The following is a 23,077-nucleotide window of genomic DNA, read 5'->3' on the forward strand; positions in this document are numbered from 1 at the left end:
CCACAGTTCTCGCCGGCCCATGCCTCGTCGAGCTGCTTGTGGAACATCTCGATACCCGTGACGATGGTCTTCTGCGTCGGGCGGATGCCGACGATCTCGACCTCGGAGTTGATCGGGAGAGTTCCACGCTCGGCGCGGCCGGTGACGACCGTTCCACGACCGGTGATCGTGAAGACGTCCTCGATCGGCATGAGGAACGGCTTGTCCTTGTCGCGCACCGGGTCAGGAACGCTGGAGTCCACTGCTTCCATGAGCTCGAGGATCGAGGCGGTCCACTTCTCGTCGCCTTCCAGAGCCTTGAGGCCTGAGACGCGAACGACGGGAGCGTTGTCGCCGTCGAAGCCCTGGCTGGAGAGCAGCTCGCGAACCTCGAGCTCGACGAGCTCAAGGATCTCTTCGTCGTCGACCATGTCGGACTTGTTGAGCGCAACGAGCAGGTACGGAACGCCGACCTGCTTCGCGAGCAGCACGTGCTCGCGGGTCTGCGCCATCGGGCCGTCGGTAGCGGCAACCACGAGGATCGCGCCGTCCATCTGGGCAGCACCGGTGATCATGTTCTTGATGTAGTCGGCGTGGCCGGGTGCATCGACGTGAGCGTAGTGACGCGCAGGCGTCTCATACTCGACGTGCGAGATGTTGATCGTGATACCGCGCTGGCGCTCTTCGGGAGCCGAGTCGATCGTCGCGAAGTCGCGCTGAACGTTCGTCTTCGAAGGGTACTTGTCAGCAAGCACCTTGGAGATGGCGGCGGTAAGGGTGGTCTTGCCGTGGTCGACGTGACCGATCGTACCGATGTTTACGTGCGGCTTGGTCCGCTCGAACTTGGCCTTAGCCACTATGGTCCTCCTCAGGACTGATGTAACGATGCCGGGCACTGGTTTGCGACCGGTTTGTTACGGGGATTTGTCTGTTTATGTTACTAGGTTGCGACAGGGGAATGCACGAGAGTGCCCGGCACTCCCCCGCCGCAGGGCGATTACTCGCCCTTGCTCTTCTGGATGATCTCCTCGGCTACTGCCTTCGGGACCTCCGCGTAGCTTTCGAACGTCATCGAGTACACGGCGCGGCCCGAGGTTTTGCTCCTCAGGTCACCGATGTAACCGAACATCTCCGACAGCGGCACCTTGGCGGCGATCACCTTGACGCCTGAGGCGTCTTCCATGGACTGGATCTGTCCGCGGCGGGAGTTGATGTCGCCGATGACATCGCCCATGTACTCCTCAGGGGTACGCACCTCGACGGCCATGAGCGGCTCGAGAAGAACCGGGTCAGCCTTGCGTGCGGCCTCTTTGAAGCCCATCGACCCGGCGATCTTGAACGCCATTTCAGACGAGTCAACATCGTGGGCTGCTCCATCGAGCAGGATCGCCTTCACACCGACGAGCGGGTATCCGGCGAGGATTCCGACCTGGAGGGCGTCCTGGAATCCGGCATCGATCGACGGGATGTATTCGCGAGGGATACGACCACCGGTGACCTTGTTGTCGAATTCGTAGGTCTTCTCCGCGGAGATTTCGAGCGGCTCGAGGCCGAACTGGATCTTCGCGAACTGGCCGGAACCACCCGTCTGCTTCTTGTGGGTGTAGTCGTGCTTCGGAACCGCGCGGCGGATCGTCTCGCGGTAGGCGACCTGGGGCTTGCCCACGTTCGCTTCAACCTTGAATTCGCGCTTCATCCGGTCGACGAGGATGTCGAGGTGGAGTTCACCCATACCGTGGATGACGGTCTGGCCGGTCTCCTGGTTCTGCTCGACGCGGAACGTCGGGTCCTCTTCTGCGAGCTTCTGGATCGCGGTACCGAGCTTCTCCTGGTCCTGCTTCGTCTTCGGCTCGATAGCGACCGAGATGACGGGCTCAGGGAAGGTCATCGACTCGAGCACAACAGGCTCGGCCGGGTCGCAGAGGGTGTCACCGGTGGTGGTGTCCTTGAGACCGATCACCGCGTAGATGTGACCAGCGGTCACGAAGTCCACGGGGTTTTCCTTGTTGGCCTGCATCTGGAAGATCTTGCCGATGCGCTCTTTCTTGCCCTTGGTCGAGTTGATGACCTGTGCGCCGGAGTCGAGGCGACCCGAGTAGACGCGGACGTAGGTGAGGCGCCCGAAGAACGGGTGGACAGCGACCTTGAACGCGAGAGCAGCGAACGGCTCCGCTGCGTCGGGGTGACGCAGGATGACCTTTTCTTCGTCGCGCGGGTCGTGGGCCTCGGTGGCCGGCACGTCGAGCGGGTTCGGCAGGTAGTCGATGACAGCGTCGAGCATGGGCTGGACACCGCGGTTCTTGAACGCCGAACCACAGAGGACCGGGTAGATCTCGCTGTTGACGGTGAGCTTGCGGATCGCGCCCTTGATCTCGGCGACGGTGAGGTCTTCGCCACCGAAGTACTTCTCGAGCAGTGCGTCGTCGGTCTCGGCGACGGTCTCGAGGAGGAGCTTGCGGTATTCAGCGGCCTTCTCGACGAGGTCGGCGGGGATTTCTTCGATGGCGTACTTGGCGCCCATCTCGACGTCGCCCTTGGAGTCGCCGCGCCAGGTCAGCGCACGCATCTCGACGAGGTCGACGACGCCCTCGAACTCGCTCTCAGCACCGATGGGGAGCTGGATGACGAGGGGCTTCGCGCCGAGGCGCTTGATGATGGTGTCGACGGTGAAGTAGAAGTCAGCGCCGAGCTTGTCCATCTTGTTGACGAAGCAGATGCGCGGGACGTCGTACTTGTCGGCCTGGCGCCAGACGGTCTCGGACTGGGGCTCGACGCCCTCCTTGCCGTCGAACACCGCAACAGCGCCGTCGAGCACGCGGAGCGAACGCTCCACCTCGACGGTGAAGTCGACGTGACCGGGGGTGTCGATGATGTTGATCTGGTTCTTGTTCCAGAAACAGGTGACAGCGGCAGAGGTGATCGTGATGCCACGCTCCTGCTCCTGCTCCATCCAGTCGGTGGTTGCACCGCCGTCGTGGGTTTCACCGATCTTGTGGTTGACGCCCGTGTAGAACAGGATGCGCTCAGTCGTGGTGGTCTTACCGGCATCGATGTGCGCCATGATGCCGATGTTGCGGACCTTGTTCAGGTCGGTGAGCACGTCAAGTGCCACGGGGTTCCTCCAGGAAGTTGAATGTGGATGGGTCGAACAGGCGGAGCAGATGCCCCGGCGCGGTAACCGCGTCGGGGCATCCGATCGCCGCTACCAGCGGTAGTGAGCGAAGGCCTTGTTCGACTCGGCCATCTTGTGGGTGTCTTCGCGGCGCTTGACCGCGGCACCGAGGCCGTTCGACGCGTCGAGGATCTCGTTGGTGAGACGCTCGGTCATCGTCTTTTCGCGACGGCCCTTGGCGTAGGTGGTGAGCCAACGGAGCGCGAGAGTGTTCGCACGGTGCGGCTTGACTTCGATCGGCACCTGGTAGGTCGAGCCGCCGACGCGGCGTGACCGGACCTCAAGGGTGGGGCGAACGTTGTCGAGCGCCTTCTTGAGCGTGACGACGGCGTCCTGGCCGTTCTTCGACGAGACCCCTTCGAGCGCGTTGTAGACGATGCGCTCGGCGAGGCCCTTCTTGCCGTCAACGAGGATCTTGTTGACGAGCTGGCTGACGATCGGTGCGCCGTAGACGGGGTCTGCGACGACGGGGCGCTTTGGTGCTGGTCCCTTACGAGGCATTACTTCTTCTCCATCTTTGCGCCGTAACGGCTGCGAGCCTGCTTGCGGTTCTTCACGGCCTGCGTGTCGAGTGCGCCGCGGATGATCTTGTAACGAACACCCGGGAGGTCCTTCACTCGTCCGCCACGGACGAGGACCATCGAGTGCTCCTGAAGGTTGTGGCCTTCACCGGGAATGTAGGCGGTGACCTCGGTGCCGTTGGAGAGCTTCACACGAGCGACCTTGCGCATCGCCGAGTTCGGCTTCTTCGGGGTGGTGGTGTACACACGGGTGCATACGCCACGCTGCTGGGGGTTGGCCTTCAGGGCGGGGGCCTTGGTCTTGACGACCTTCGGCGTGCGACCCTTGCGGACCAACTGCTGAATGGTTGGCACTACTTCTCCTTGTATTTGCTGCACGGTGACAGCTGCAATGTGTTTGCTAGCATTCGCTCGAGGCGAGTTCATTTGGACCCACCGGCATCGCAGAAGAGCGGGGCTGTTGTGGTGGGTATGCCGTGGGGGCCGGCGCATGAGCTATCCGACCCTGGTCGGTGTGAGTTCTCCAACTTCGATTCGGACCCGAAGGGACGATTCGTAAAGCGTGACAAAGCACACACCTCAGAAATTCTAGCCGCCGGGGGTGTCTCGGTCAAATAGCCGTGGTCGCTCGAGGCGGTACCGATCGCACGAGGTACGCCGCCGGTCACCACGATGGAGGCGAGTCCAGTTCCAGAGTCAGGTCGGCGAGCAGCGCCTCGATCTGCGGCTCGACGTATTGGGCGACGGCGGCCTGGATCCGCTCCCGATGCGACTCGATCGAAATGCACACGAGTTTTCCGGCGTGAATGGCGCATTCGTCGGCGAGACGGATTTCGGTGCGCAGAGCAGCCTTCTCGTCGTCGGTCAGCGGAACGGGCAGTTCTTCGTCGTCGGCGGGTTCCTCCCCCGCGAGCCCGGCGAGAGTGAACAGGTACGGCTCCCCCGGGATCGGGTCCGGGTCGACAGGAAGGCCGTCGAATTCGGGTTCGAGGCCGCGTTCGGGGCGGTACTGGCGCGCGCGGCGCAGTTCGGCCTCGCGGAGCTCGCGTTGCAGAAGAGGGAGGTTGCGCTGCGTGTAATCGTCGACGATGTCATCGACGATCGACTTGACCCGGGTGGAGAGCCCGTGCTGCACCGCGTGCGGCACGTCGTGGTCGAGCCCGACGGCGGCCATGATCGGCGAGCCGAAGCAGCGACGGCACAACCGGGTACGTCCGCGGTGCGTCGACGGTTGCCAGCGTGGCAGCCAGCGCAGCCACGCGTCGACTGCCTGGCTCACTCGCGTGTCGAGCGACCGGTCCATGACTCTGAGAGTACTCGCCCTATCGCTCCCACGGCCATAACGGACGCGCCGGATGTTCTCCCCCGCTGCCGAGGACGAGCATGTACGCCACCGAGATGGCGGCGGCGAGTACTCCGACGGAGATTGCGAAGCCACTCAAAGCAGAACCGGCGGCGAACAGGACGATGGAGAAGATCTCGGCGGTGACGACCGAATAGGCGAACCCGCCGACGAGCACGTACACCACATAGCTGACGATGCCGATCAGGACCGAGCGGCCGAGCGGGAGCCTCACCGGATCCCCGATGGACAAGGAGATGGCCTCGTGCAGGTTCCGCTCATAGCGTCGCCCGATGCCCAGGAGATACAGCAGAACCGTTCCGACAGCGGAACCGGTGGCGATCGGTCCGACGAGAGGACCGGCATCCGCCTGGGGGACGACGTCGGTGTCGGTGAGCAGGCTCACGAAGCCGAACGCGCAGACAACGAGGGCGAAGTAGAGCACTGTGGCGAAGATGGCGAGGGTATACGGGAAGGCGGCCGGTCGGCCAGGCGTGACCTCACCCGGGTTGGGAATCGACATCGGTCAGTCGACGGTGACCTGCACCCGATACTCACCGAACCGCACGGCCGTGTTGGCCGGGAGCGGTGTGGCGACCTCAGGCGTGCAGAGTGTCTCGGAGCCGTCGTCGGCGATGAGAACCGTGCCGTTTGTCGAGTTCAGGTCGAGGACCCAGATTCGGCCTTCGGCGATCCCGAGAATGGCATGGGTCTTCGAGACACTGCGTTCGACATCGTGCAGCCGGGCACGTTCGGTGACACCGTAGCCGTCCTGATGCTGCGGATCCCGTCCGACGATGAGCCCCTGATCGAGAGGCAGCACGCTACCGTCGGGAAGCTCGAGTCGCGGATTCCGGAGCGTCGTCGCCACGGGTGTCGGGGCTGTGACTGGCGCGTGCGCGGACGCGGGTGCTCCGACGGCCGCACCAGGCACAGGGGTGAATGACGTCGGCGCCACCCCGAATTCGGGCCTCGCCACAGGGATCGGGATGCCGTGGTCGGACGACGGCACCGTGTCGAGTGCCGGTTCGATGCCTGGCGGCATGCCGATCTTGCGCACCGGAGCAGCGGAATTCGTCGCCGGTCCCGGCAGGGGCGGCCTGGGCGGAACCTGGTAGCCGTTCCGCTCGTCCACGTTGTCGCCGCTCATGTCTTCACTCTGCCGTTTTCTTCCCTGGGCCCGCCTGGCCGGGTCGTCTGCCTGGGGCGGTGAGGCGATCCGTCATTGTTCGTCCGGAGTGAACCCGGAACCGGCTCGCCTGCCGGCGCCACCAGCCTACCGCCGACGCCGCGCCGACTGAGGATTCCGTCGTCGACTGCCACAACTCGTCGATGCGCTCATCCGGCACGTCCTTGCCGGCGAACACGGCTTCATCCGTGCCGTGCGCGAGCCGGGTGAGCGTGGCGACACCGCCGGGGTGCTCGCTCCCGCCGTCCGCTTCACGTTCGGATGCCGCCTGCGTCTCGACCTGGCCGCCGAGGTTTGCGGCGAACATCCGCCGCGTCCCGATCTCAGGCAGGACATACCCAACTTCGGCGTAGCGATCGAGCAGTTCATCCCAGGCGCCAGCGGCGCGCGCGTCGGCGGTGTCTGCCATACGGCGTCGTCGCATCCGTCGCCTTTTGATGGCAGCGATCACGAGCAGGGGCACGAAATACAGCAGGAGGGTGATGCCGACGGCGCCGCTGAGGATCCAGACCCAGAGCGGGACGGCGACGGCGTCGTCGTTCTTTTCGTCCTCTTCACTGTCGTTGATGTCGACCTCGGTCAGCAGGTCGTCATCCTGCTTCTCTGCCCGGGGCGGCTGGCGCACCTGCGGTTGGGGTTCGGTTTTGGGCTTCGGGTTTTGGTCCTGCGGGATTTCCTTTTCGTCCGGGGTAGGAGAAAAACTGACCCACCCGACGCCCTGGAACGGCACCTCGACCCACGCGGTGATGTCGTCGCCGGTCACCGTGACGCTCTCACCCTCCTCGACGTTCTTCGGCGCGAAGCCCATCACGACGCGAGCCGGATGGCCGAGAGATCGGGCCATGAGGGCGAATGCTGCGGCGAATTGTTCCTCGTCGCCGATCATCTGGTTCCGGGTGAACAGCTCCTCGATCCGGTCGGCGCCGTGGCCGGCTCGGGACGGAACACTGTCGGAGGCGAGGCCGTGACTGAGGAATCCGTTGATCTTCAGCGCCTGTTCCATGGCGCGGAGCTGATCGATCGGTGTGGTGGCTGTTCCGACGTACTCGGCGGCCTTAGCGGCGACGACGTCAGGGACCCGTTCGACGATGGGCAGTACGACCGGTGCGACCGGCACGTTCTTGAGAGCTTCTTCACTGAACTCGTCCTGCACGTTCGCGGTGAAGCTGTACTCGTAACCGTTGTCGACACCCGAGGTGAGCACCGTGGTGGCGGTGGCGGCGTTGTAACGCAGGTCCTGCGTCTTGTCGACCGGTTCGGTCGGGAGAGTGAGGGTGTCGGGGTATCCGACGACCGGCAGCCACACCCCGGAGTATCCATCCACCGAGATGCTGATCGAACGGCCGGCGGAGGATTCGAGCAGCGCAGGCTCCGGGAGTTCATCCCCGACGAGGCGGAACGAACCGGAGCCGTCGGTCTGGTCCTCAGCGCCTGAGACATCCCAGAGCCGGCCGTCGTAGCTGTCCATGACCGCGAGGCGGACTCGATCGGATGCCGTCAGCCCGCTGACCGAGAACAGGTCGGTCTCGCCCAGATCCTTCGTGTACTTGCGGAAACCGCTGAGCGGGCTCGGGTAATCCTGCGGGTCGAACGGCGGCACGACCTCTTCACGGAGGACGAAGCGGGACTCCGGCGTCGGGACGAGGATCGAGCCGGCAACGGCTGCGACGAGGATGGCGGCAACGGCAACGATCGCGCTGCCGACGATCTTCGTGCGATCCCGTCCTTTGCGTTCGGAGAGGCTCGCGTTCGTTGCCACGCCCCGCCGCCAGCCCAGCCACAGCAGCGCAAGAACGGCGAACGAGATGCCGCGCAGACTTGCGAGGAACGGTGTCGAGGTTCCGTAGAGGATTCCGAGCAGGTAGAGGGTGGCGGGGCCGACCAGCAGCACCGCGAGCCGTGCCGCCGAACGGTCGTAACGGGGCAGCCACCGAAGCGCGAGCACTGTGGTGACCAGGCCGACGAGCCAGGCGGCGGCGTACGGCAGGGCGGTGATGTATTCGGGCGCACCGACCGGGGCGGCGAGGGTGACCATGTCCGTCCAGCCGAACACCGCTCCGAGGGCGAGCCCACGGAGGGTGGTGAGGCTGGGGAGGACCGCGAAGAGGGCATGTCCTGGCATGGCCAGCCCGCTTCCGAGGAGGAAGTACAGCGCGATCGCCGCGAGGCCCGTGAAGAACGCGTTGAGGCGGAACAGGTGCGAGAGGTACCCGGCTGCGGTTCCGATGGCCAATCCGCCGAGGCCGGCAAGCAGATAGCCGTTGTCGCTGAAGGCTGGGGCGAGTCCCCAGATTCCGAGCCCGGAGAGCACCGAGACGACAGCCAGGTCACGCCAGGTGCCCGTCGTCACGGTCCCGCGCGGAAGGCTGGGCGCTGGAGCCGCTGAGCCCTTCGCTGCCTGGGCGGTCTTCGGAGTTTTCGGGGCTGTGGGGGTTTTCGCTCGCGGTGCCTTCGGCGTCTTCTCGCTCATACCGCCCTCGCCATCACTCTCGGCAGGTCGCCCAGGGCGCCGATGGTGACGATGGAGAGCCCGGCGACGTCCTGCACGCGGGGCCGGGAGCCCTGTTCGATCTTCAACGCGAGAACATTCGTCTCTCCGCCGAAGAGTCGCTGGATCGCCCGGTAGTCCGGGGCTTCCATGGCTGAGCCGGCAACGATCACGACGACGCTCGGTGGCGGAAGCCGTTTGGTCGCTTCGCGGGCGAATTCACGTGGCGTGGCCGTCGACCCGACGATCTTCTCGACCCGGCAGCTGTCGTCGAGAAGCGAGGTCACCGAGTGGGTCTTGAGGATCCGGCCTTCGGTGACGACGCTGATCTGGGTTCCGTCGCGGATCACCTGTGCGCCGATCGACGCCGTCACGGAGACCGCGAGTTCGAACTCGGCGTCGTCGGCGTAATAGCGCTCGTCGCTCGAGTGGATGATCGTCAGCTGGCTGCGCCGTGATTCCTCGAACTGGCGCACCATGAGTTGCCCGGTCCGAGCCGACGTGCGCCAGTGCACGTACCGGACATCATCGCCGGGGACGTAGGCGCGAAGCGCGTGGAAAGAGATGTCGTTGTTGGTGATCTTTTTCGTGACCTGGCCCTCGAGGTCTCGCACGAGCCCTGCAGCCGTCGGGTGCAGCCGGGTGGTGACCGGGTGGACGAACAGTTCGATCGCATCGGTCCACCGCACCGCCCGGCGGAACAGGCCGAGCTGGTCGCCGCGGATGGAGACGGCGGGGCCGGCGAGGATGACGGCACGCCGGTTGGTCGGAACGGCGAAGAGCTCTTCGACCTCAGCCCCCGGCTGAAGCGCTGCGATCGGGAATTCGGCCATCCCTTCCCCGACGGGAACCTCGAGAGTCGCCGCGGCGGAAACCTTCTTACCGGTGTTGGTGACGAGGACCCGCCCGATTGCCCGCTCCCCCACTGTGACCCGCCTCGGGTTGAGGGCGATGTCCACGGCATACGTCGCCCGCCCGATGAGGAACAAGGCGGCGACAGCCAGTGCCGCGAACAGGGTGATCGCCACGACAGTGAGCTCTGCCCAGCCGAGCAGCAGCCCGGCGACCAGGGCGACGAGGGCAGCGCTGAGAACGAGCGCACCGAGTCCGCTCACCACGGCACGGTATGGCTTTACGACGTTCCAGAGCCACACGAGCCAGGACGATGCGATGCGCCCCAGCCACACGAAAAGCCCTCCCACCTTCGCGCCTGCCCGCTTCGCGGCGGCAAGCGGCGAGCTCCGTCGAGCGGATGCGGCACGGTTCGGCGTGGCGGGAGGTTCCTGCTCGACCGGCTGCGAATTCTCGACCGGGTCCTCAAGCACCGCCGTCTCGGGCTCGGTGGTCACTGCGCTGGTCATGACGTCGGGAAACCGGGGATCTACGCGGCGCGGTACGCGGGAACGGGGAGCTCGACGAGGATGCCGGCGACGACATCCTCAGCTTTGACACCGGCGAATTCGCTCTCAGCGTCGACGATGAGCCGGTGCGCGAGAACCGGGACGGCGAGCTGGTGAACGTCATCTGGTGTCGCGTAGGTGCGTCCGTGCGCGAGCGCCCAGGTCTTGATCATCCGGGCGAGGGCGAGGCCGCCGCGCATGCTGGAACCGAGGGCGATGTCCTTGTGCGCCCGCGTGGCATGCACGATGTCGGTGATGTACTCCATCACCGAACGGTCCACATGCACCGCGGATGCCAGCTGCGACATCGCCAGCAGCGACGGTCCGCCGATGATCGGGCTGATCTGCGAGGCACGGGAACGGTTCGCGGCGTCGAGCAGCAGGTCGACGGCGGTGGCCCGGTCCGGGTAGCCGAGCGAGGTCTTGATCAGGAACCGGTCCAGCTGCGCCTCGGGGAGCTTGTACGTTCCGGCCTGCTCGACAGGGTTCTGGGTGGCAATGACCATGAACGGCTTGCCGACCGGGTAGCTCTCACCGTCGACCGTGACGACGCCTTCCTCCATCACTTCGAGGAGCGCGGACTGGGTCTTCGGTGATGCGCGGTTGATCTCGTCGGCGAGGACGACGGATGCGAAGATCGGTCCTTTGTGGAATTCGAACGTGTTCGTTGCCTGGTTGTAAATAGTGACACCGGTGACGTCGGACGGCAGCAGGTCCGGCGTGAACTGGATGCGCGAGTTGGTGCCCTCGAGCGTGTTCGCGAGGGCTTTCGCGAGAACCGTCTTTCCCGTGCCGGGGAAGTCCTCGAGCAGCACGTGACCCTCAGAGAGCATGGAAGCGATGACGAGTTTGATCGTCTCCTCCTTGCCGAGGATCGCCAGGCTCACGTTGGTCACCAGGGAATCGAATGCCCCGGCGAACCACTCGGACTGCTCTTGCGTTACTGACACTGAGATCTCTTTCGTTTCGGATTGGTAGAAGCGGGCGTCAGCCGGGGAACGGATATCCCGGCGTGGGAACGCCGTTGACGAGGATGCGCACCCCGCATGGCGCATAAGCAGGCTGGATCCAGGCAGGCAGCACATGGGAACCGTTACCGCTCATCGAGACGCTGTATGAACCTCTGGGCGACACGTTCGCCCAATCGCCGCCCTGACAGAACTGCGGTGTGATGTTGTAGGAGCCGCCCGGGTAGTCCGTCCACGAGAACGCGATCTGCCACGTGTTCGAGACGGTGTTGGAGCCCTCGGTCCGAGTCTCAGGCCCGTTGGCGCCGTAGACCCTGGTGATTTGCGGATTTGGCGGCGGCGGCGGCGGTTCGTTCTCAATGGTGACGCTGTTCCCGACCTGACCCCATGGTCCGCACCCGCCCTGGCCGCAGGCCTGGACCTGACCCTTGTTGTAGGTGCCGGCGCCGACGCTGTTCGTGGTCGCCGACGTGCCGGTGACGGTGCCACTGCCCGCCCCTGGCACCTCCCAGTTGTAGCTCGTGATGCTTCCGCCGGTGTCTGCCGGCCGGGTCCACGAGATCGTCATGGTCGAGTCGGCCCACGTCTCGTCGCGAGCCAGCTTCACGTTGGTGGGCGCGCTCGGCTTGCCGTACGACGTCGCCGAGGCAGACGGAGATTTCTCGCTGTCGCCGACCTTGTTCGACGCGTACACGTTGAACGTGTACGTCGTACCGTTGCTCCCCGCGACGTTGATGGTCTCACCCGCCTGGGCCTTCCGGACGACAGGGTCGCCTCCGCCGGTCCGCGTCACGGTGTAGCCGGTGATCGCGGCGCCGTTGCTCGACGGCGACGGATTCACGGTGACCCGGATGTTGTCGGATGCCGCCACGAGTGTCGGTGCCGGGGGCTGGTCGGGGGCGCTGGTCACGACAACGTCCGCACGCCCCTGCACATGGCGGTTGGCGTCCCCGGTGGCATCCTCGATTGTGTAAATCACGCTGATCTGCTGCGTCTTGTCCGGACCCGGAGTGATAAGAAGGTTGGACCCGCTGATTCTCACTGTGGCGTTCGCGCCGTTGCTCACCGCGGCGTCGATGATCTTCAACGGCGTGTCGGGGAACGGGTTGAAGTCGTTGGCAAGCACCGGCAGAGTCACCGGCGTGCTGCTCCGGCCGTCGCCGTAAGAGTCGTCGACAGCCGACGGCAGCGGCTGGGACGATGACACGACACGGACGTGCACGGTGCCAGGAATGGTGAATGTCTTGTAGGAGATCGTGAAGTTCAGCGTCGTCGCTGTGCCCGGTTGGACGCCGAACGGAGCGGAGACGGAGAGGGTCGAGCCGGACAGGCCGGCCACAATTCCTCCGGTTGCTGCGGACAGTCCGCTGTAGCTGAGGTCCGCGAGCACCTCCGGGTTGGGGTGGTTGCTCGACAGGCGGAGGTCCAGCGTCTCCGGTGCGTCGCCGGCTTCGATGGTGAGCTCGGGCGGCGTGTACGTGGGCGGAACGTCCTTCATCTCCGGGTCGCCGACAGTGATCGGCAGCACGAGCATGTCGACGCCGGTGCTGGAGCCGTCTGAGGCCTCGAAGGTTATGCTCGCCGGCCCGCGATAGTCCCGCTGGGGAGTGAAGGTGAGTGTCTGGTCATCGACGAAGTTGGGGCTGCCGTCGCTCTTGATCGCGCTGACGGTGTCCGCACCGGTGATGTGGATGTCCTTGCCCGTCGGCGATTCGGCGATGGACGAGAGCTTCCACGTCTTCGTCTCGTTCATGTCGACGTATTGGGTCGGCAGGTTGAGCTTGATCCGTGGCGGCAGCCCGTCAGCGAACGGAGGCACGACGATGAACGCGGCAGCGCTGAGGCCGTCCGTGGCATTCGTCAGCCGGTAGGCGACAGCGGTGCGCGCGTTTCCGAGTGCGACGCGGACGAAGCCGTTCGTCAACAGCTCGGCACTGCCGGCATTCGGGCCCTCGAGTGAGATCCCCAGGTCATCGACGCGGCCGCCCGAATTGTTGGCGCCCTTCCGAACATCGATGTCGACGGTCTTCGCTCCGACGACGTCTTTCGCTTCGACGATGTGGTCGAGAAGCGTCGGCGGCGCGATCGTCGCGTCTTCCGTCACGCGCACCTGGACGAAGGCGGTGTCGAAGCCACCGTTCCCGTTGGTGATCTCGTACCGGACAACGAAGCTGGTCTCTTCGTCCGGCGCCTCGATCTCCACGGCGCGCTTGTTCTTGACGACGGCTGTGACACCCTCGGGAACATCCCGGAGCTTCCTGGTCACCTCGATCGTGTAGCCGTTCGGGTCGGAGTCGTTCCCGAGCACCGGAACAGTGGCGACCCGGCCGGGTTGCACCTCGATGGTGTCGTCGACGGCGATCGGCGGCGAGTCCTGCGCTGGGCGCTCGATGACACCGATGCGCACGACGCCGATAGCCGTGGCGCCGTAGACGTCCTTGACCTTGTAGCTGAAGACGTCGGTGCCGGCCGAGCCGGGAGCCGCGCGGTAGGTGAAGGTCGTGCTGTCGGATTCGACGACACTTCCATACGCGGGGGCGCTGGCCAGTCCGTCGAAAATCACCGAGTCGCCATTGGGGTCGAGCCCGTCGAGCGGCACGTTGACCGTCACGGATGAGTCGGCGAACACCCGTGCGGTCAGAGTCTTCGGCGCCGGTTCCTCGTTGACCTTCTCATCAGCGGCGACCACGTTGAAGGTGAGCGTCGCGACGTCCTTCTGTGTGAAGTCGTCGGTGACCGCGTACGTGGCGGTGTAGATGCCTGCCTCTCGCGGCGCCTGGTACCGGACCCGGTCGCCGGCCACGAAGGCGAGTCCCGCCTGCACGGGTTCGGCAAGATCAGGCGACAGCGTCATCACGGCGTTGTCCGGGTGGATGTCGTTGTCGAGCACCGGAACACTGGCGATGTCCCCCGCGCGCACCGTCACCACATCGTCTGACGCGATCGGCGCCTGATGTTTCGTCAGCGGCGGAACCGGAACGATGGCGACGGTGCTGGCCGTTTCGTTCAGACCATCGGACACGGTGTAGCCGAACTGCAGCTGCTCGGTCACGGCTGCGCTGGACGTCACTCGGACGACCGATGAGTTGAGCACTTCGATCGACAGAACCCGGGCTTCCTCCGGGATGTCGAGGGACCGGAGAGCGAGGACCTTGCCGCTCGGCGACACGTCGTTCGTGAGCACGTTGATCACCGTGGGCTCGTTCGGCCGCAGGTACCCCGTGTCGTGGACGGCGATCGGAGGCTGAACCTTCTCGGGTACGTCCTTGACGTCGACCCGCAGCATCCCGATGCTCGTTGCCGGGCCGGCGCCGACCGTGTACTGGATGTAGTAGACGCCGGTCTTGCCCGAGACGACCTGCATCGAGTTCGTGTCCGGTTTGACGGTGACCGAGAGCCCGCCCGACAGTGCCTCTGCGCCGAGAAGGGAGAGCTGGGAGCCGTTGGTCGACAGATCGTTCTCGATCGGGAACGCCTCGACCGGTTCGCCGACGAAGGTCTCGACGTGGTCGGGCGTACCGATCGGGTTGAGGGTGCCGGCCGCCTTGACGTCGACGGTGAAGGTTCCGGATGCCGTCTCGGTGCCATCGGAGACGACGTAGACGATCTCACGCGGGCCGAGCTGGCCAGATGAGTGGGTGACGGTGACGAAGCCTTCGTGGGAGAACCGCACGAGGTCACCGCTATCGCTCGCCGCGGACTGCAGGAACACGTCGTCGCCGTCTGGGTCGCGCCAGTCCATCAGCGGGTTGTAGGTGATGCTCTGCCCCGCCTCGACCGACACCGCACCTCTGCGCTGTTCGACGGGAGCGCCGTTCGCTTCAGCGGGCATGATCGTCACGCTGACGTTCGCCTCCGACACACCACCCGGACGCCCGTCGGACACCGAGTAGCGGAACGAGATGGTGCCTGCGGACTGCTCCGGGTTGGGCGTGAACTGGAGCGCGCGTCCGCCGTCGATGAATTCGACGGTGCCGGACTCGGGTGCGAGTCCCTGGAGGTTCCGCCCGATGGTGAGGACGTCACCGTCCGGGTCGGTGTCGTTGTCGAGCACCGGGAGGATGGTGCTCTTGCCTGGCCGGGCGCCGAGGACGTCGTCGCGTGCGATCGGCGGGCGGTTTTGTTCGGTTCGGTCAGCGAGCGTGTCCTCGAATGACTCGGTGGAAGCCTTCTCGTCGCCCTCTTCACCGTCGTCCTCCTGTGGAGGAGTGACTTCTTCCCAGTTCTTGACGAGTCGCATGTTCGCGTCGACGAGCCAGACGTCGCCGGTCTGCAGGTTGTTCAACGCGATCACGTTGCGGTTGACGCGGAATTCGAGTTCCGCGCCCTCGGCGAGGGGTTCGATGTCCTGGCGGGAGGGGGGCGCCTCCCCGCAGACAGCGAGGTACCGGCTTGCGCCTGACCAGGCGCCGTGGGCGCAACCGTCGAGGTTGACCGGTGACGACACCTCCCCCGGCTTGGTCACGGGGTTCGTGATGTTCGCCTCGATCGTCTGAGGGGTGCTGTCGCCCAGCCGGGCGCGCAGCAGTGACGAGCCGGTGGCGACGACGACCTCACCGTCGGTGGCACTCACCTGCTGGATTTTGAGGGCCTTGCCGGGCAACTCGATCGTCGTTTCGGCATCCGTCACGAGGCGGTTCTTCGCCAGGTCCAGGATGACAGCCTGCTCGCCGGCTGCTGTGAGCTGGTACTCGGTGAGGGCGGGAAGGTCCGTGACCGTCGGGTCGCCTCCGGACGCCGGGTAGGCGTACAGCTTCTTCTTCTTCGGGGAGACGGCGAAGACCGTGCCTTCACTGGAGACGACGCTCTGAGCGTCAGCGCCGAGCGTCGCGATCGGCTTGGTGTCGATCGTCGAGAACCGGAGTTCCTCCGCCGTTGGCGTGACCCAGAGCTCACCGGTGTCTGGAGCGAGGATCGACAGGGTGGTGTCGCCGAGCGACAGGTCGGAGTTCGGCGGGAGTTCGGCGCGCTCGACGAGCGTGGTGAAGGCCGAGTCGATCCGCTCGACGCTCGATGCGGAACGGTCGTGCAGCAGGACGTTCTCGCCGTTTTGCAGCACGTCGATGTCGTTGGACACGGCGGCGACCGAGGCATTGAGCTCTTCGATCTGCCGGTTGAGACGGCCGGCCATGAGCTCGGACCCGTTGGTGACCCAGACATCCCTCGCGCTGAGGTCGACGTCGGTGACCGGGAATCCCTCGTGAAGGACCGCAACGGTGACCGGGACTGCGACGAGGACAGAGAGCGCGACGACGGAGGCCGTGACCTTGCGCCCCTTCAGCCACGTCAGCACGCTATCGTCCCCCACGATCAGTATGTGTTCCGGTTCCTGAAAAACAACACCCCCGCAGGATCCTGGTCTACGCTAACACTTTGTCCGGCGCGGCATTGTAAACGTTTGCATATGTGTGAACTCCCGGATGCGCGGGCTGGAAGCAGCTGTCAGTCGTCCGCGGGAACCGAAGTTTCGATCTCGTTCTCACGGTCGAGCAGAATGAGGTCGGCCGTGTCGACGAGCCGTGACGAGACGGCATATTCGACGAGGCGAGCCCGGCGGCCGGTGGCGAGTTTGCCGCGCCCGCCGCGGAGACCGCGTACTCCGATCCGGTCGAGCTTGTCGCAGACGTTGTCGAGTTTTCGGTTGAACGCGGTCTGCGTCCAGCCGAGCCGCGCCGCAGCATCCGCTGACGCCGGTATCTCTCCCCTGCCGGGGGAATCCTGCCGCAGCACGTTCTCGGCGAGCGCGACGATGAGCAGTCGCTGGCTGCTCGTCAGGTGCACCGGGCCGACCGTCGTGGTTCCCGCCTGCAGCGTCGTCATCGACGTTGTATCGAAGTACTGGGAATCGGAGTGGATGGTGAACTCGTACGTGGTGGACCCGGCGCTGAACATCACCTGGAGTTCGGGGAACACGACGGGGAGCCTGGCGCCCGGCGCGAGCCAGGCCTGAACCTGGCCGGTCGTGTCGGTCACTGTTGCAGCCAGCAGGTTGCCGACGTTCGACAGCCACCAGAGGTCGTTCTCGTGGCTGATCGAGAGGAACCGGCGGTGCAGGAACGGGTTCTCGTCGATGACGAGGTCTGATTCCCGGCCGACGAAAAAGGGTTGGCCGGGAGTCAGGTCGTACCATTCCCCGCAGAATTCAATCCGTGGTGCCTTCATTCGCTGCACATCTCCAGGGGTTCGGCCGACATCTTGCCGTTCGAGCGGACGATGAAGACCTCGACGCAGACCTGCGTGTTCGAGTCCACGCCCTCGATGGTGGTCATGCCGTCTTTCGTCGGCGTCTTCGCGCTCTGGTTCGGGCCGTCGCTGCGGTTCCAGGCGAACATGTCGCCGCTCTGCGGTTCGGGGTTCTCCCATTCGAAGGTGACCCGGGTGCCGTCCGTGCTCGGGGTGACCGCGACCGCTGCCGGAGTCGGCACGCCGAGGGTGATGACGTCGGGTGCGGCGGTCGCGGTTGGCCGGGCCTCCGGCGCCTCCGGCGTCTTCGGCGCCAAAACGATGGCCGCGGCGACGACGCCGCCGATCACCATCACACTGGCAGCACCGGCCAGGATCGGCCAGAGCTTGCGTCGCGAAGCCGGCGCACCGGCGGGCCGCGGCTCCGCTTCGGCCGCGGCCGCTCGCGGCCGGAGAACCGTGTGTTCGGCGGGTTCCGGGGTGTACGGCGCAGCGTGGGGCTGGACGGACGGCATCCGCCGGACGACCGTCGGGTCTGCCCCCTGCTGCACCGGGGCGGGTGCTGGAGGGGCGACCGGCTGCGCGTGGACCGTTGCGACGCCCCGGATGCGGGTCGCTTCACCCCCGTCGGCGGCCTCGGCGTCGTGGGCCCGCTCGAGAATGGTGAGGTTCGGCACGTCGATGGCGGTCGGCGCGTACGAAAGTTCCATTTCGACGCGCTGCAGGGCACGTGCGAAGTCGACAGCGGTGGCGAAGCGGTCGTCGGCGGAGGTTGCCATGCCTTTGTGAAGGATCGAGACGAGCGACCGGGGAATGTCTGTGCGGGTGATCGGGGTGATCGTGCCGCGCTCGATCCGGCCGATCAGGTCTACGGTGCCATTCGGTTTCCCCGGGACCTCGAACGGCGTATGGCCGACGAGGAGCGTGTACAGCGTTGCCGCGAGGGAGAAGACGTCACTGCGAACATCGGGCTGGGGATGGTCGTCGAACATCTCGGGCGGCGACCACGGGATGGACATCCCGATGGTGCCGGTTCCAGTGGCGGCCCCTGCAGCGTTCATGGCCTCGCGGGTCGTCGTGTTCACCGGAAGCTCGATGTCGACGGCACTCGAGATGCCGAAGTCGGTGAGCGCCGGCCAGCCGTAATTGTTCGTCAGAACGTTGGCCGGTTTGATGTCGCGGTGCAGGATGCCTGCGGCGTGCGCGGTGGCGACGGCGCTGGACACCCGGACTCCGGTGCGCAGGGCGTCGGCAACGCCGAAGCGCGAGCGTTTGTATTGCTCGGCGAGGCTGGGCCCCGAGCAGTACTCCATCACGAAATACGGCCGACCGTCTCCGGCGACTGCGGCGTTGTAGATGGTGACGATGTAGGGGTGCGCCGACAGCTGCGCCATCAGGTTGGCTTCGGCGACGAAGGCGGCCTGCGACGTGTCGCTGAGGTCCTCGGAGGCGAGAACCTTGACGGCGACGAGTCGGCGAGGAAGATCCTGTTCGTACAGGTAGACGTCGCTGAACCCGCCGGAGCCGAGCAGCCGCGTGTACCGGAGGCCAGGCAACTCGGGCGGCGTGGCGACCGAGCGAACCGACACGCCTAAGCCTCCTCGACGTGCAGCAGCACGTCGCTACCGAGGTCGATCGTCGTGCCGGTGATCACCGGGGTCGGTTCTCCGGCGCGCAGCAGTTGGGGAAGTTTTCCCGGGGCGATGACGTGCGTTCCGTTGCTCGAATGCAGGTCGGTCACGACGACGGTATCGCCTTCGACAGCGACGCGGACGTGGCTGCGCGAGATGTCATCGCCGATCAGTGTGACGAGATGGGGCAGAACGGATGCCGGGACGTTGGAGACGCTCGGCGCACGTCCGAGGATGACCGGCGCCGATAGTACCTGCGACTGCCCCGCGGGCAGGTGGAGCACATAGCGGTGGGCTGGCGGTTGTGGCGCGGACGGCGCTGGTGCGGACGCCGACCGCTGTCGGGCGGCCTGGATGTCGGAGGCGAGCATCGTCCGTCCGTCGTGGTCGCCGAGGATCGGTGCGGAAGGCGCGGCGGGACCCGGCCCGGCCTCCGGGTCGGTCAGGAACCGGGTCTCGGGCAGCGACGAGGCGCCATCGTCCCCCTCGGCTGCGAGAACGGCGGCGGCGCCGATCGGGCGGAAGACCGTGGCGCCGAAGAGATAGTCGTACCCGTCTGCCTCGGCCTCCGTTGCGGTCGGATTCCCGACCGCAGACGCTTCGACGTCTCCTCGCGTCGTGGTGTGGAAGACCCGGGTCTCTTCGTGCAGCGGGGCCGGCTCTGCCAGTGTTTCGGGCGCGGCCGCAGGTGCCGCTCCAGGCTGCTCGAGAGGTGCTGGGGATGCCGGCTGGCTGGCGGCCTCGCGTCTGGCGTTCCTCGCCGGAGCCGAAGCGGCGGGTTCACGGGAGGCGGCACTCGCGTCATCGGTGGAACTCGATCCGGCGCTGGCGAGCCGTACGCCGCTGACCCAGGCGGCACCCTGGTGGAGCGGGAGTTGCGGCATCGGCGACGGCGCTGAGGCGTTCAGCTGAACCCGGAATCCGAGTGGGCTCTCGATGACCTGTTCGGTCCAGGTGGTGACGCCGCGCGACGAGACGGTCACTTCGCCGTCGGTCGTGTCGATGATCACGGCGGCTTCCCCGCGCACGATGACGCCGAGCCCCTTGCCGGTGAGGTCTCCGTCGACCCAGAAGAGGAGCGCGAACGGTCCGGTGGCGGCGAGGCCGTCGGCGGTGAGCACCTCGAGCACTCCCTGTACCGACGTGGACGGGTCCCCGGTGGCGGCGAGTTGCGCCACCCGGTCGGAGGTGTCGTCGACCCGGGCGACAAGAAGACGGCCGGCCGTGGCGACGGCCAGCCATTCGTGCGTTTGCGCAGGCGCGTAGCTGTACCCGGTCATGCCACCCCTCATACTCTCGGCAGGGTCTGCTCGAGATAACCAAGCGACCGATTGTCATGATATCCCGGGCGCGGCGGCGCGGTGTCGACGCTTCTCGAGTCGACGATCAGCACGGTGACGTTGTCGTGGGCACCCGCCTCGAGTGCGAGTTCGACCAGCCGGTCGGCCGGGTCCGCGACTCCTGAGCGGAGAACCGCCTCGATCTGCTCGGCCGACACCTCTCGGGTCAGCCCGTCTGAACAGAGGAGGAACACCTGGTGGTCGGATGCGGGGAACAACCAGACGTCGGGGTCGGCATCCGTCTCCACACCGACGGCGCGCGTAACGACGTTGCGCTCAGGGTGCGTCAGCGCTTCGAACGCGGTGATGCGTCCGGCGTCGATGAGTTCCTGGATCGCGGAGTGGTCGACGGTGACCTGGCGGAGAACGCTGTCGTCCCAGAGGTAGACGCGCGAGTCGCCGATGTTGAACGCCATCCAGTGGCAGTCGGCCTGGCTCGACAGGGTCACGAGTGCAAGGCCGGCGACGGTCGTCCCCGCGATCCCCGTCTGATCCGCCCAGGACATGATGAAGGAATTGGCTGCGGTGATCGCCGTGAAGACGGCCTCCGGGGTCGTCGGCTCACCGGGTCGGATGCTGTGCGACAGCTGGTGCACCATCGTCTGGCTGGCGAGGTCGCCGCGGGAGTGACCGCCCATGCCGTCGGCCACGGCGAAGATCGGGGCGGACGCCAGAAGGCTGTCCTCGTTGTGCTCACGCACATGCCCGGTCTCGCTCCTGCCCGTCACCGAGACGGTCACGACCGTGCGGGGCGTCCTGATGGTTTCGATCCGCGCAGCCATGTTCAGGTGTACGACTCGACGCGTTCGACGGGCAGACCGGAGCGCCAGGAGTTGAGGGCCATCACGATGGACGCGACCAGCAGGGCGATTCCCGCTCCGGCGAATGCGAACGCGTACCCTGCACTGTCGAGGTGGATGCCGAGGGGGCTCAACCCCAGGGCCGCTCCCGCGAAGCCGGCCAGAACCAGCTCACCCCGCCAGATGTGCGAGAAGCGGCGCCAGGCGGACTGCGCGGGTGACCCGACGACGATCGAGCCACGCCCCCGTTCCAGAAGCCGGTTGTAGCTGAGCTTCTTGAGAAGGGAAACAGCGACGACCGCGGTGAGTGCGCCGGTCACGACGGCGTAGACGACGACGGTGAACCAGAACTGTTCCGCCGCCGAGGAGCCGGGCGGCGGGTTGACCGTGCCGGCCGTCTCGAGCGCGACGGGCACGGGCACGACGAGTGCCCAGGCGATTCCCGACAACACGAGGAAGACAGCGTGCAGGCTCACGCTGAGCGGGCGGAGGTCCACCCGGAACGATCCGCTGCTCAATACGGTCGTTTTTTCGCTGGCACCCCAGCGCCCTCGCGTGGCGAACTGGCCGAAGAAGAAACCAGTCGCCGACAGAAGAACCATGAGGAACGGGAAGGCGATGGTCATCGTGCCTGCGGAGTCGTCTTCGAGTACGGAACCGAGCGACACACCCTGGTTCGTGAACACCAGGATCGCCGCCACGGCGACCATCGCCACGAGCAGTGCCACAGCCCCGAGGACGTTTCCCCCGACCCCGACGAACCGGCGGAGCTTCGCCGCCCGTTCTTCTCGATCCGCCCGTGGTGGTGGGCTGACGGTTCTGGTGTCCTCAGCCACGAACGACCTCCTCTGCGCCGGCCGGCGCTTCGTTGAGCCAACCCAGTGACCCGATGATGGTGTCGAAAAGTTCCAGCCACAGCGGCGGCGTGTGCGCCATCGGGGCTTTGACGTACACCCGGACGATGCTGCTGCCGTCGCCGACGGGCAGCCAGTAGTTGATCTTGAGGTCCTGTGACGATTCGTCTTCGTAGGTCGTGGTGACCATTTCGTGACGCCGGACGATGGGGCGTGCCGCTCCCTCTTCGACGAGCACCGACCCCGGATACGCCGCGAGAAGACGTTGTTCCTGGGAAGCATCCGCGCCGCCTGCGGTGCTCGGCCAGTCGAGGGGCAGAAGGAGAAGGGAGGCCGGGAACGGGATGCCTGGCAGGATTTCGAGCGAGATCGCGAGTCCTACGGCGCCCAGGTCGACAGCCTCGCGGACCGACGCGTTGATGCTCTCGCGGAGGTCGCGTCGCAACCCGGCGAGGCGATCGTTGCGCCCCAGCTGTTTCTTGATGAGGGCGGAGACCCGTCGCTCTCCGGCTTCCGCCGTTGTCAACGGAATGACGGCCCAGGAGCCGGGCAGCACGATCGAGAGGTCTGCCCCGGTCAGGGTCACCTGGCGGGTCACGCCGCGGCCAGGTCGAACGTCATGTCGTTCACGATCGCGCTCGTTTCGGTGGTCATGTCGACGAACGCGCCCAGTCGGGCCGTGCGGAAGGTGATGCGGACCAACTGTGAAGAGCCGGGTGGGAACACGGCGAACACCGCGCGTTCCTCGAGGCTGCTTTCGGAATCCGGCTCAGGGGTGACGAGGGCGATATGGCTATACCCGATCAGCTCCCCGCTGCGGTGCGCGGACCGCCAGGACGAGAACGCCGAGATGTCGAGCTCGGGCGTGCGCAGGTCGCGGTGCGACTCCACGAACTCGAGGTAGCTCTCGGGAGTGTCGTCGACGCCGAGGTCGAAGATGTCGACGATCATCGCTGCGCCGATGACGCCGTTGTTCGGCTGGGGCAGGTAGAGCGCTGCGAGGTCGACGGCGTCGTCGAGGAAGGTCTGGCGGACCGACGCCAACGCGCGAGACATCGCCTGCTGGTCGGCGCGCTCAGTGAACTCGAGCTTGAGCGAGTCGATCCAGCTCTCCGAACCCGCCGGCTCGAGGTCCACCTCGAACCAGTCCTCAGGAAGGCTCAGTGAGACACTGGCGATGTTCAGGGAGGAAGCCATAGACGTCTAACCT

Annotated in this window: 18 protein-coding genes; all 18 read right to left on the bottom strand. The window is 65.9% G+C overall.

What is annotated here, in order from left to right; genetic code table 11:
• Positions 1–836 (bottom strand): elongation factor Tu (locus tag ACLQ62_RS14450; RefSeq protein WP_411722330.1); only part of this gene is annotated, 836 nt, incomplete at its 3' end.
• A gap of 140 nt (positions 837–976) precedes the next feature.
• Positions 977–3,091, bottom strand: coding sequence for an elongation factor G (gene fusA / locus ACLQ62_RS14455; protein WP_411722331.1), 2,115 nt, complete (start codon positions 3,089–3,091; stop codon positions 977–979).
• A 90-nt stretch (positions 3,092–3,181) separates the two neighbouring features.
• A complete protein-coding gene (rpsG, locus tag ACLQ62_RS14460) occupies positions 3,182–3,652 on the bottom strand; it encodes a 30S ribosomal protein S7 (RefSeq protein ID WP_090712268.1) in 471 nt (156 codons plus the stop codon).
• A complete protein-coding gene (gene rpsL, locus ACLQ62_RS14465; RefSeq protein ID WP_090712265.1) occupies positions 3,652–4,026 on the bottom strand; it encodes a 30S ribosomal protein S12 in 375 nt (124 codons plus the stop codon). The genes rpsG and rpsL overlap by 1 nt, the downstream gene beginning before the upstream one ends.
• A 310-nt stretch (positions 4,027–4,336) precedes the next feature.
• Complete coding sequence (locus ACLQ62_RS14470; RefSeq protein WP_411722332.1) at positions 4,337–4,975, bottom strand: spermidine/putrescine ABC transporter substrate-binding protein; 639 nt, start codon at positions 4,973–4,975, stop codon at positions 4,337–4,339.
• A 19-nt stretch (positions 4,976–4,994) separates the two neighbouring features.
• Positions 4,995–5,537 carry a DUF6121 family protein gene (locus ACLQ62_RS14475; RefSeq protein WP_411722333.1) on the bottom strand — a complete coding sequence of 181 codons (543 nt, stop codon included), beginning with the start codon at positions 5,535–5,537 and terminating at the stop codon, positions 4,995–4,997.
• Positions 5,538–5,540: 3 nt separating this feature from the next.
• On the bottom strand, positions 5,541–6,164 hold the full coding sequence (locus tag ACLQ62_RS14480) for an FHA domain-containing protein (protein WP_411722334.1): 624 nt from the start codon (positions 6,162–6,164) through the stop codon (positions 5,541–5,543).
• A gap of 4 nt (positions 6,165–6,168) precedes the next feature.
• Entirely contained in the window at positions 6,169–8,673 is a 2,505-nt protein-coding gene (locus ACLQ62_RS14485; RefSeq protein ID WP_411722335.1) for a transglutaminase domain-containing protein, read from the bottom strand.
• Complete coding sequence (locus ACLQ62_RS14490) at positions 8,670–10,052, bottom strand: DUF58 domain-containing protein (RefSeq protein ID WP_411722336.1); 1,383 nt, start codon at positions 10,050–10,052, stop codon at positions 8,670–8,672. The genes ACLQ62_RS14485 and ACLQ62_RS14490 overlap by 4 nt, the downstream gene beginning before the upstream one ends.
• 20 nt (positions 10,053–10,072) lie before the next feature.
• Positions 10,073–11,041: an AAA family ATPase gene (locus ACLQ62_RS14495; RefSeq protein WP_411722337.1), complete on the bottom strand. Its 969-nt coding sequence runs from the start codon at positions 11,039–11,041 to the stop codon at positions 10,073–10,075.
• 37 nt (positions 11,042–11,078) lie between these two features.
• Positions 11,079–16,352: an Ig-like domain-containing protein gene (locus ACLQ62_RS14500; protein WP_411722338.1), complete on the bottom strand. Its 5,274-nt coding sequence runs from the start codon at positions 16,350–16,352 to the stop codon at positions 11,079–11,081.
• A gap of 149 nt (positions 16,353–16,501) precedes the next feature.
• The gene (locus ACLQ62_RS14505) at positions 16,502–17,221 is read right to left on the bottom strand and encodes a hypothetical protein (protein WP_411722339.1); all 720 of its coding nucleotides are present in this window, start codon (positions 17,219–17,221) and stop codon (positions 16,502–16,504) included.
• Positions 17,218–18,831, bottom strand: coding sequence for a serine/threonine-protein kinase (locus ACLQ62_RS14510; RefSeq protein ID WP_411722340.1), 1,614 nt, complete (start codon positions 18,829–18,831; stop codon positions 17,218–17,220). The genes ACLQ62_RS14505 and ACLQ62_RS14510 overlap by 4 nt, the downstream gene beginning before the upstream one ends.
• Before the next feature lie 2 nt (positions 18,832–18,833).
• Entirely contained in the window at positions 18,834–20,153 is a 1,320-nt protein-coding gene (locus ACLQ62_RS14515) for an FHA domain-containing protein (RefSeq protein ID WP_411722341.1), read from the bottom strand.
• An 8-nt stretch (positions 20,154–20,161) separates the two neighbouring features.
• A complete protein-coding gene (locus tag ACLQ62_RS14520; RefSeq protein WP_411722342.1) occupies positions 20,162–20,995 on the bottom strand; it encodes a PP2C family protein-serine/threonine phosphatase in 834 nt (277 codons plus the stop codon).
• Between the two features lie 2 nt (positions 20,996–20,997).
• A complete protein-coding gene (locus tag ACLQ62_RS14525; RefSeq protein ID WP_411722343.1) occupies positions 20,998–21,849 on the bottom strand; it encodes a hypothetical protein in 852 nt (283 codons plus the stop codon).
• Positions 21,842–22,465, bottom strand: a complete 624-nt coding sequence (locus ACLQ62_RS14530; RefSeq protein ID WP_411722344.1) for a hypothetical protein — start codon at positions 22,463–22,465, stop codon at positions 21,842–21,844. Before ACLQ62_RS14530 ends, ACLQ62_RS14525 begins: the two co-directional genes overlap by 8 nt.
• Positions 22,462–23,064, bottom strand: a complete 603-nt coding sequence (locus tag ACLQ62_RS14535) for a hypothetical protein (RefSeq protein ID WP_411722345.1) — start codon at positions 23,062–23,064, stop codon at positions 22,462–22,464. Before ACLQ62_RS14535 ends, ACLQ62_RS14530 begins: the two co-directional genes overlap by 4 nt.
• Positions 23,065–23,077: the final 13 nt, after the last annotated feature.

It is taken from the genome of Mycetocola sp. (genome assembly GCF_046716805.1).
Taxonomy (GTDB): domain Bacteria; phylum Actinomycetota; class Actinomycetes; order Actinomycetales; family Microbacteriaceae; genus Mycetocola_A.

Bases quoted from the DNA above. Each gene is read 5' to 3' on its own strand.
- rpsG (WP_090712268.1), bottom strand. From the start codon at position 3,652: ATGCCTCGTAAGGGACCAGCACCAAAGCGCCCCGTCGTCGCAGACCCC.
- ACLQ62_RS14470 (WP_411722332.1), bottom strand. From the start codon at position 4,975: ATGGACCGGTCGCTCGACACGCGAGTGAGCCAGGCAGTCGACGCGTGG.
- ACLQ62_RS14475 (WP_411722333.1), bottom strand. From the start codon at position 5,537: ATGTCGATTCCCAACCCGGGTGAGGTCACGCCTGGCCGACCGGCCGCC.
- ACLQ62_RS14480 (WP_411722334.1), bottom strand. From the start codon at position 6,164: ATGAGCGGCGACAACGTGGACGAGCGGAACGGCTACCAGGTTCCGCCC.
- ACLQ62_RS14485 (WP_411722335.1), bottom strand. From the start codon at position 8,673: ATGAGCGAGAAGACGCCGAAGGCACCGCGAGCGAAAACCCCCACAGCC.
- ACLQ62_RS14490 (WP_411722336.1), bottom strand. From the start codon at position 10,052: ATGACCAGCGCAGTGACCACCGAGCCCGAGACGGCGGTGCTTGAGGAC.
- ACLQ62_RS14505 (WP_411722339.1), bottom strand. From the start codon at position 17,221: ATGAAGGCACCACGGATTGAATTCTGCGGGGAATGGTACGACCTGACT.
- ACLQ62_RS14515 (WP_411722341.1), bottom strand. From the start codon at position 20,153: ATGACCGGGTACAGCTACGCGCCTGCGCAAACGCACGAATGGCTGGCC.
- ACLQ62_RS14520 (WP_411722342.1), bottom strand. From the start codon at position 20,995: ATGGCTGCGCGGATCGAAACCATCAGGACGCCCCGCACGGTCGTGACC.
- ACLQ62_RS14535 (WP_411722345.1), bottom strand. From the start codon at position 23,064: ATGGCTTCCTCCCTGAACATCGCCAGTGTCTCACTGAGCCTTCCTGAG.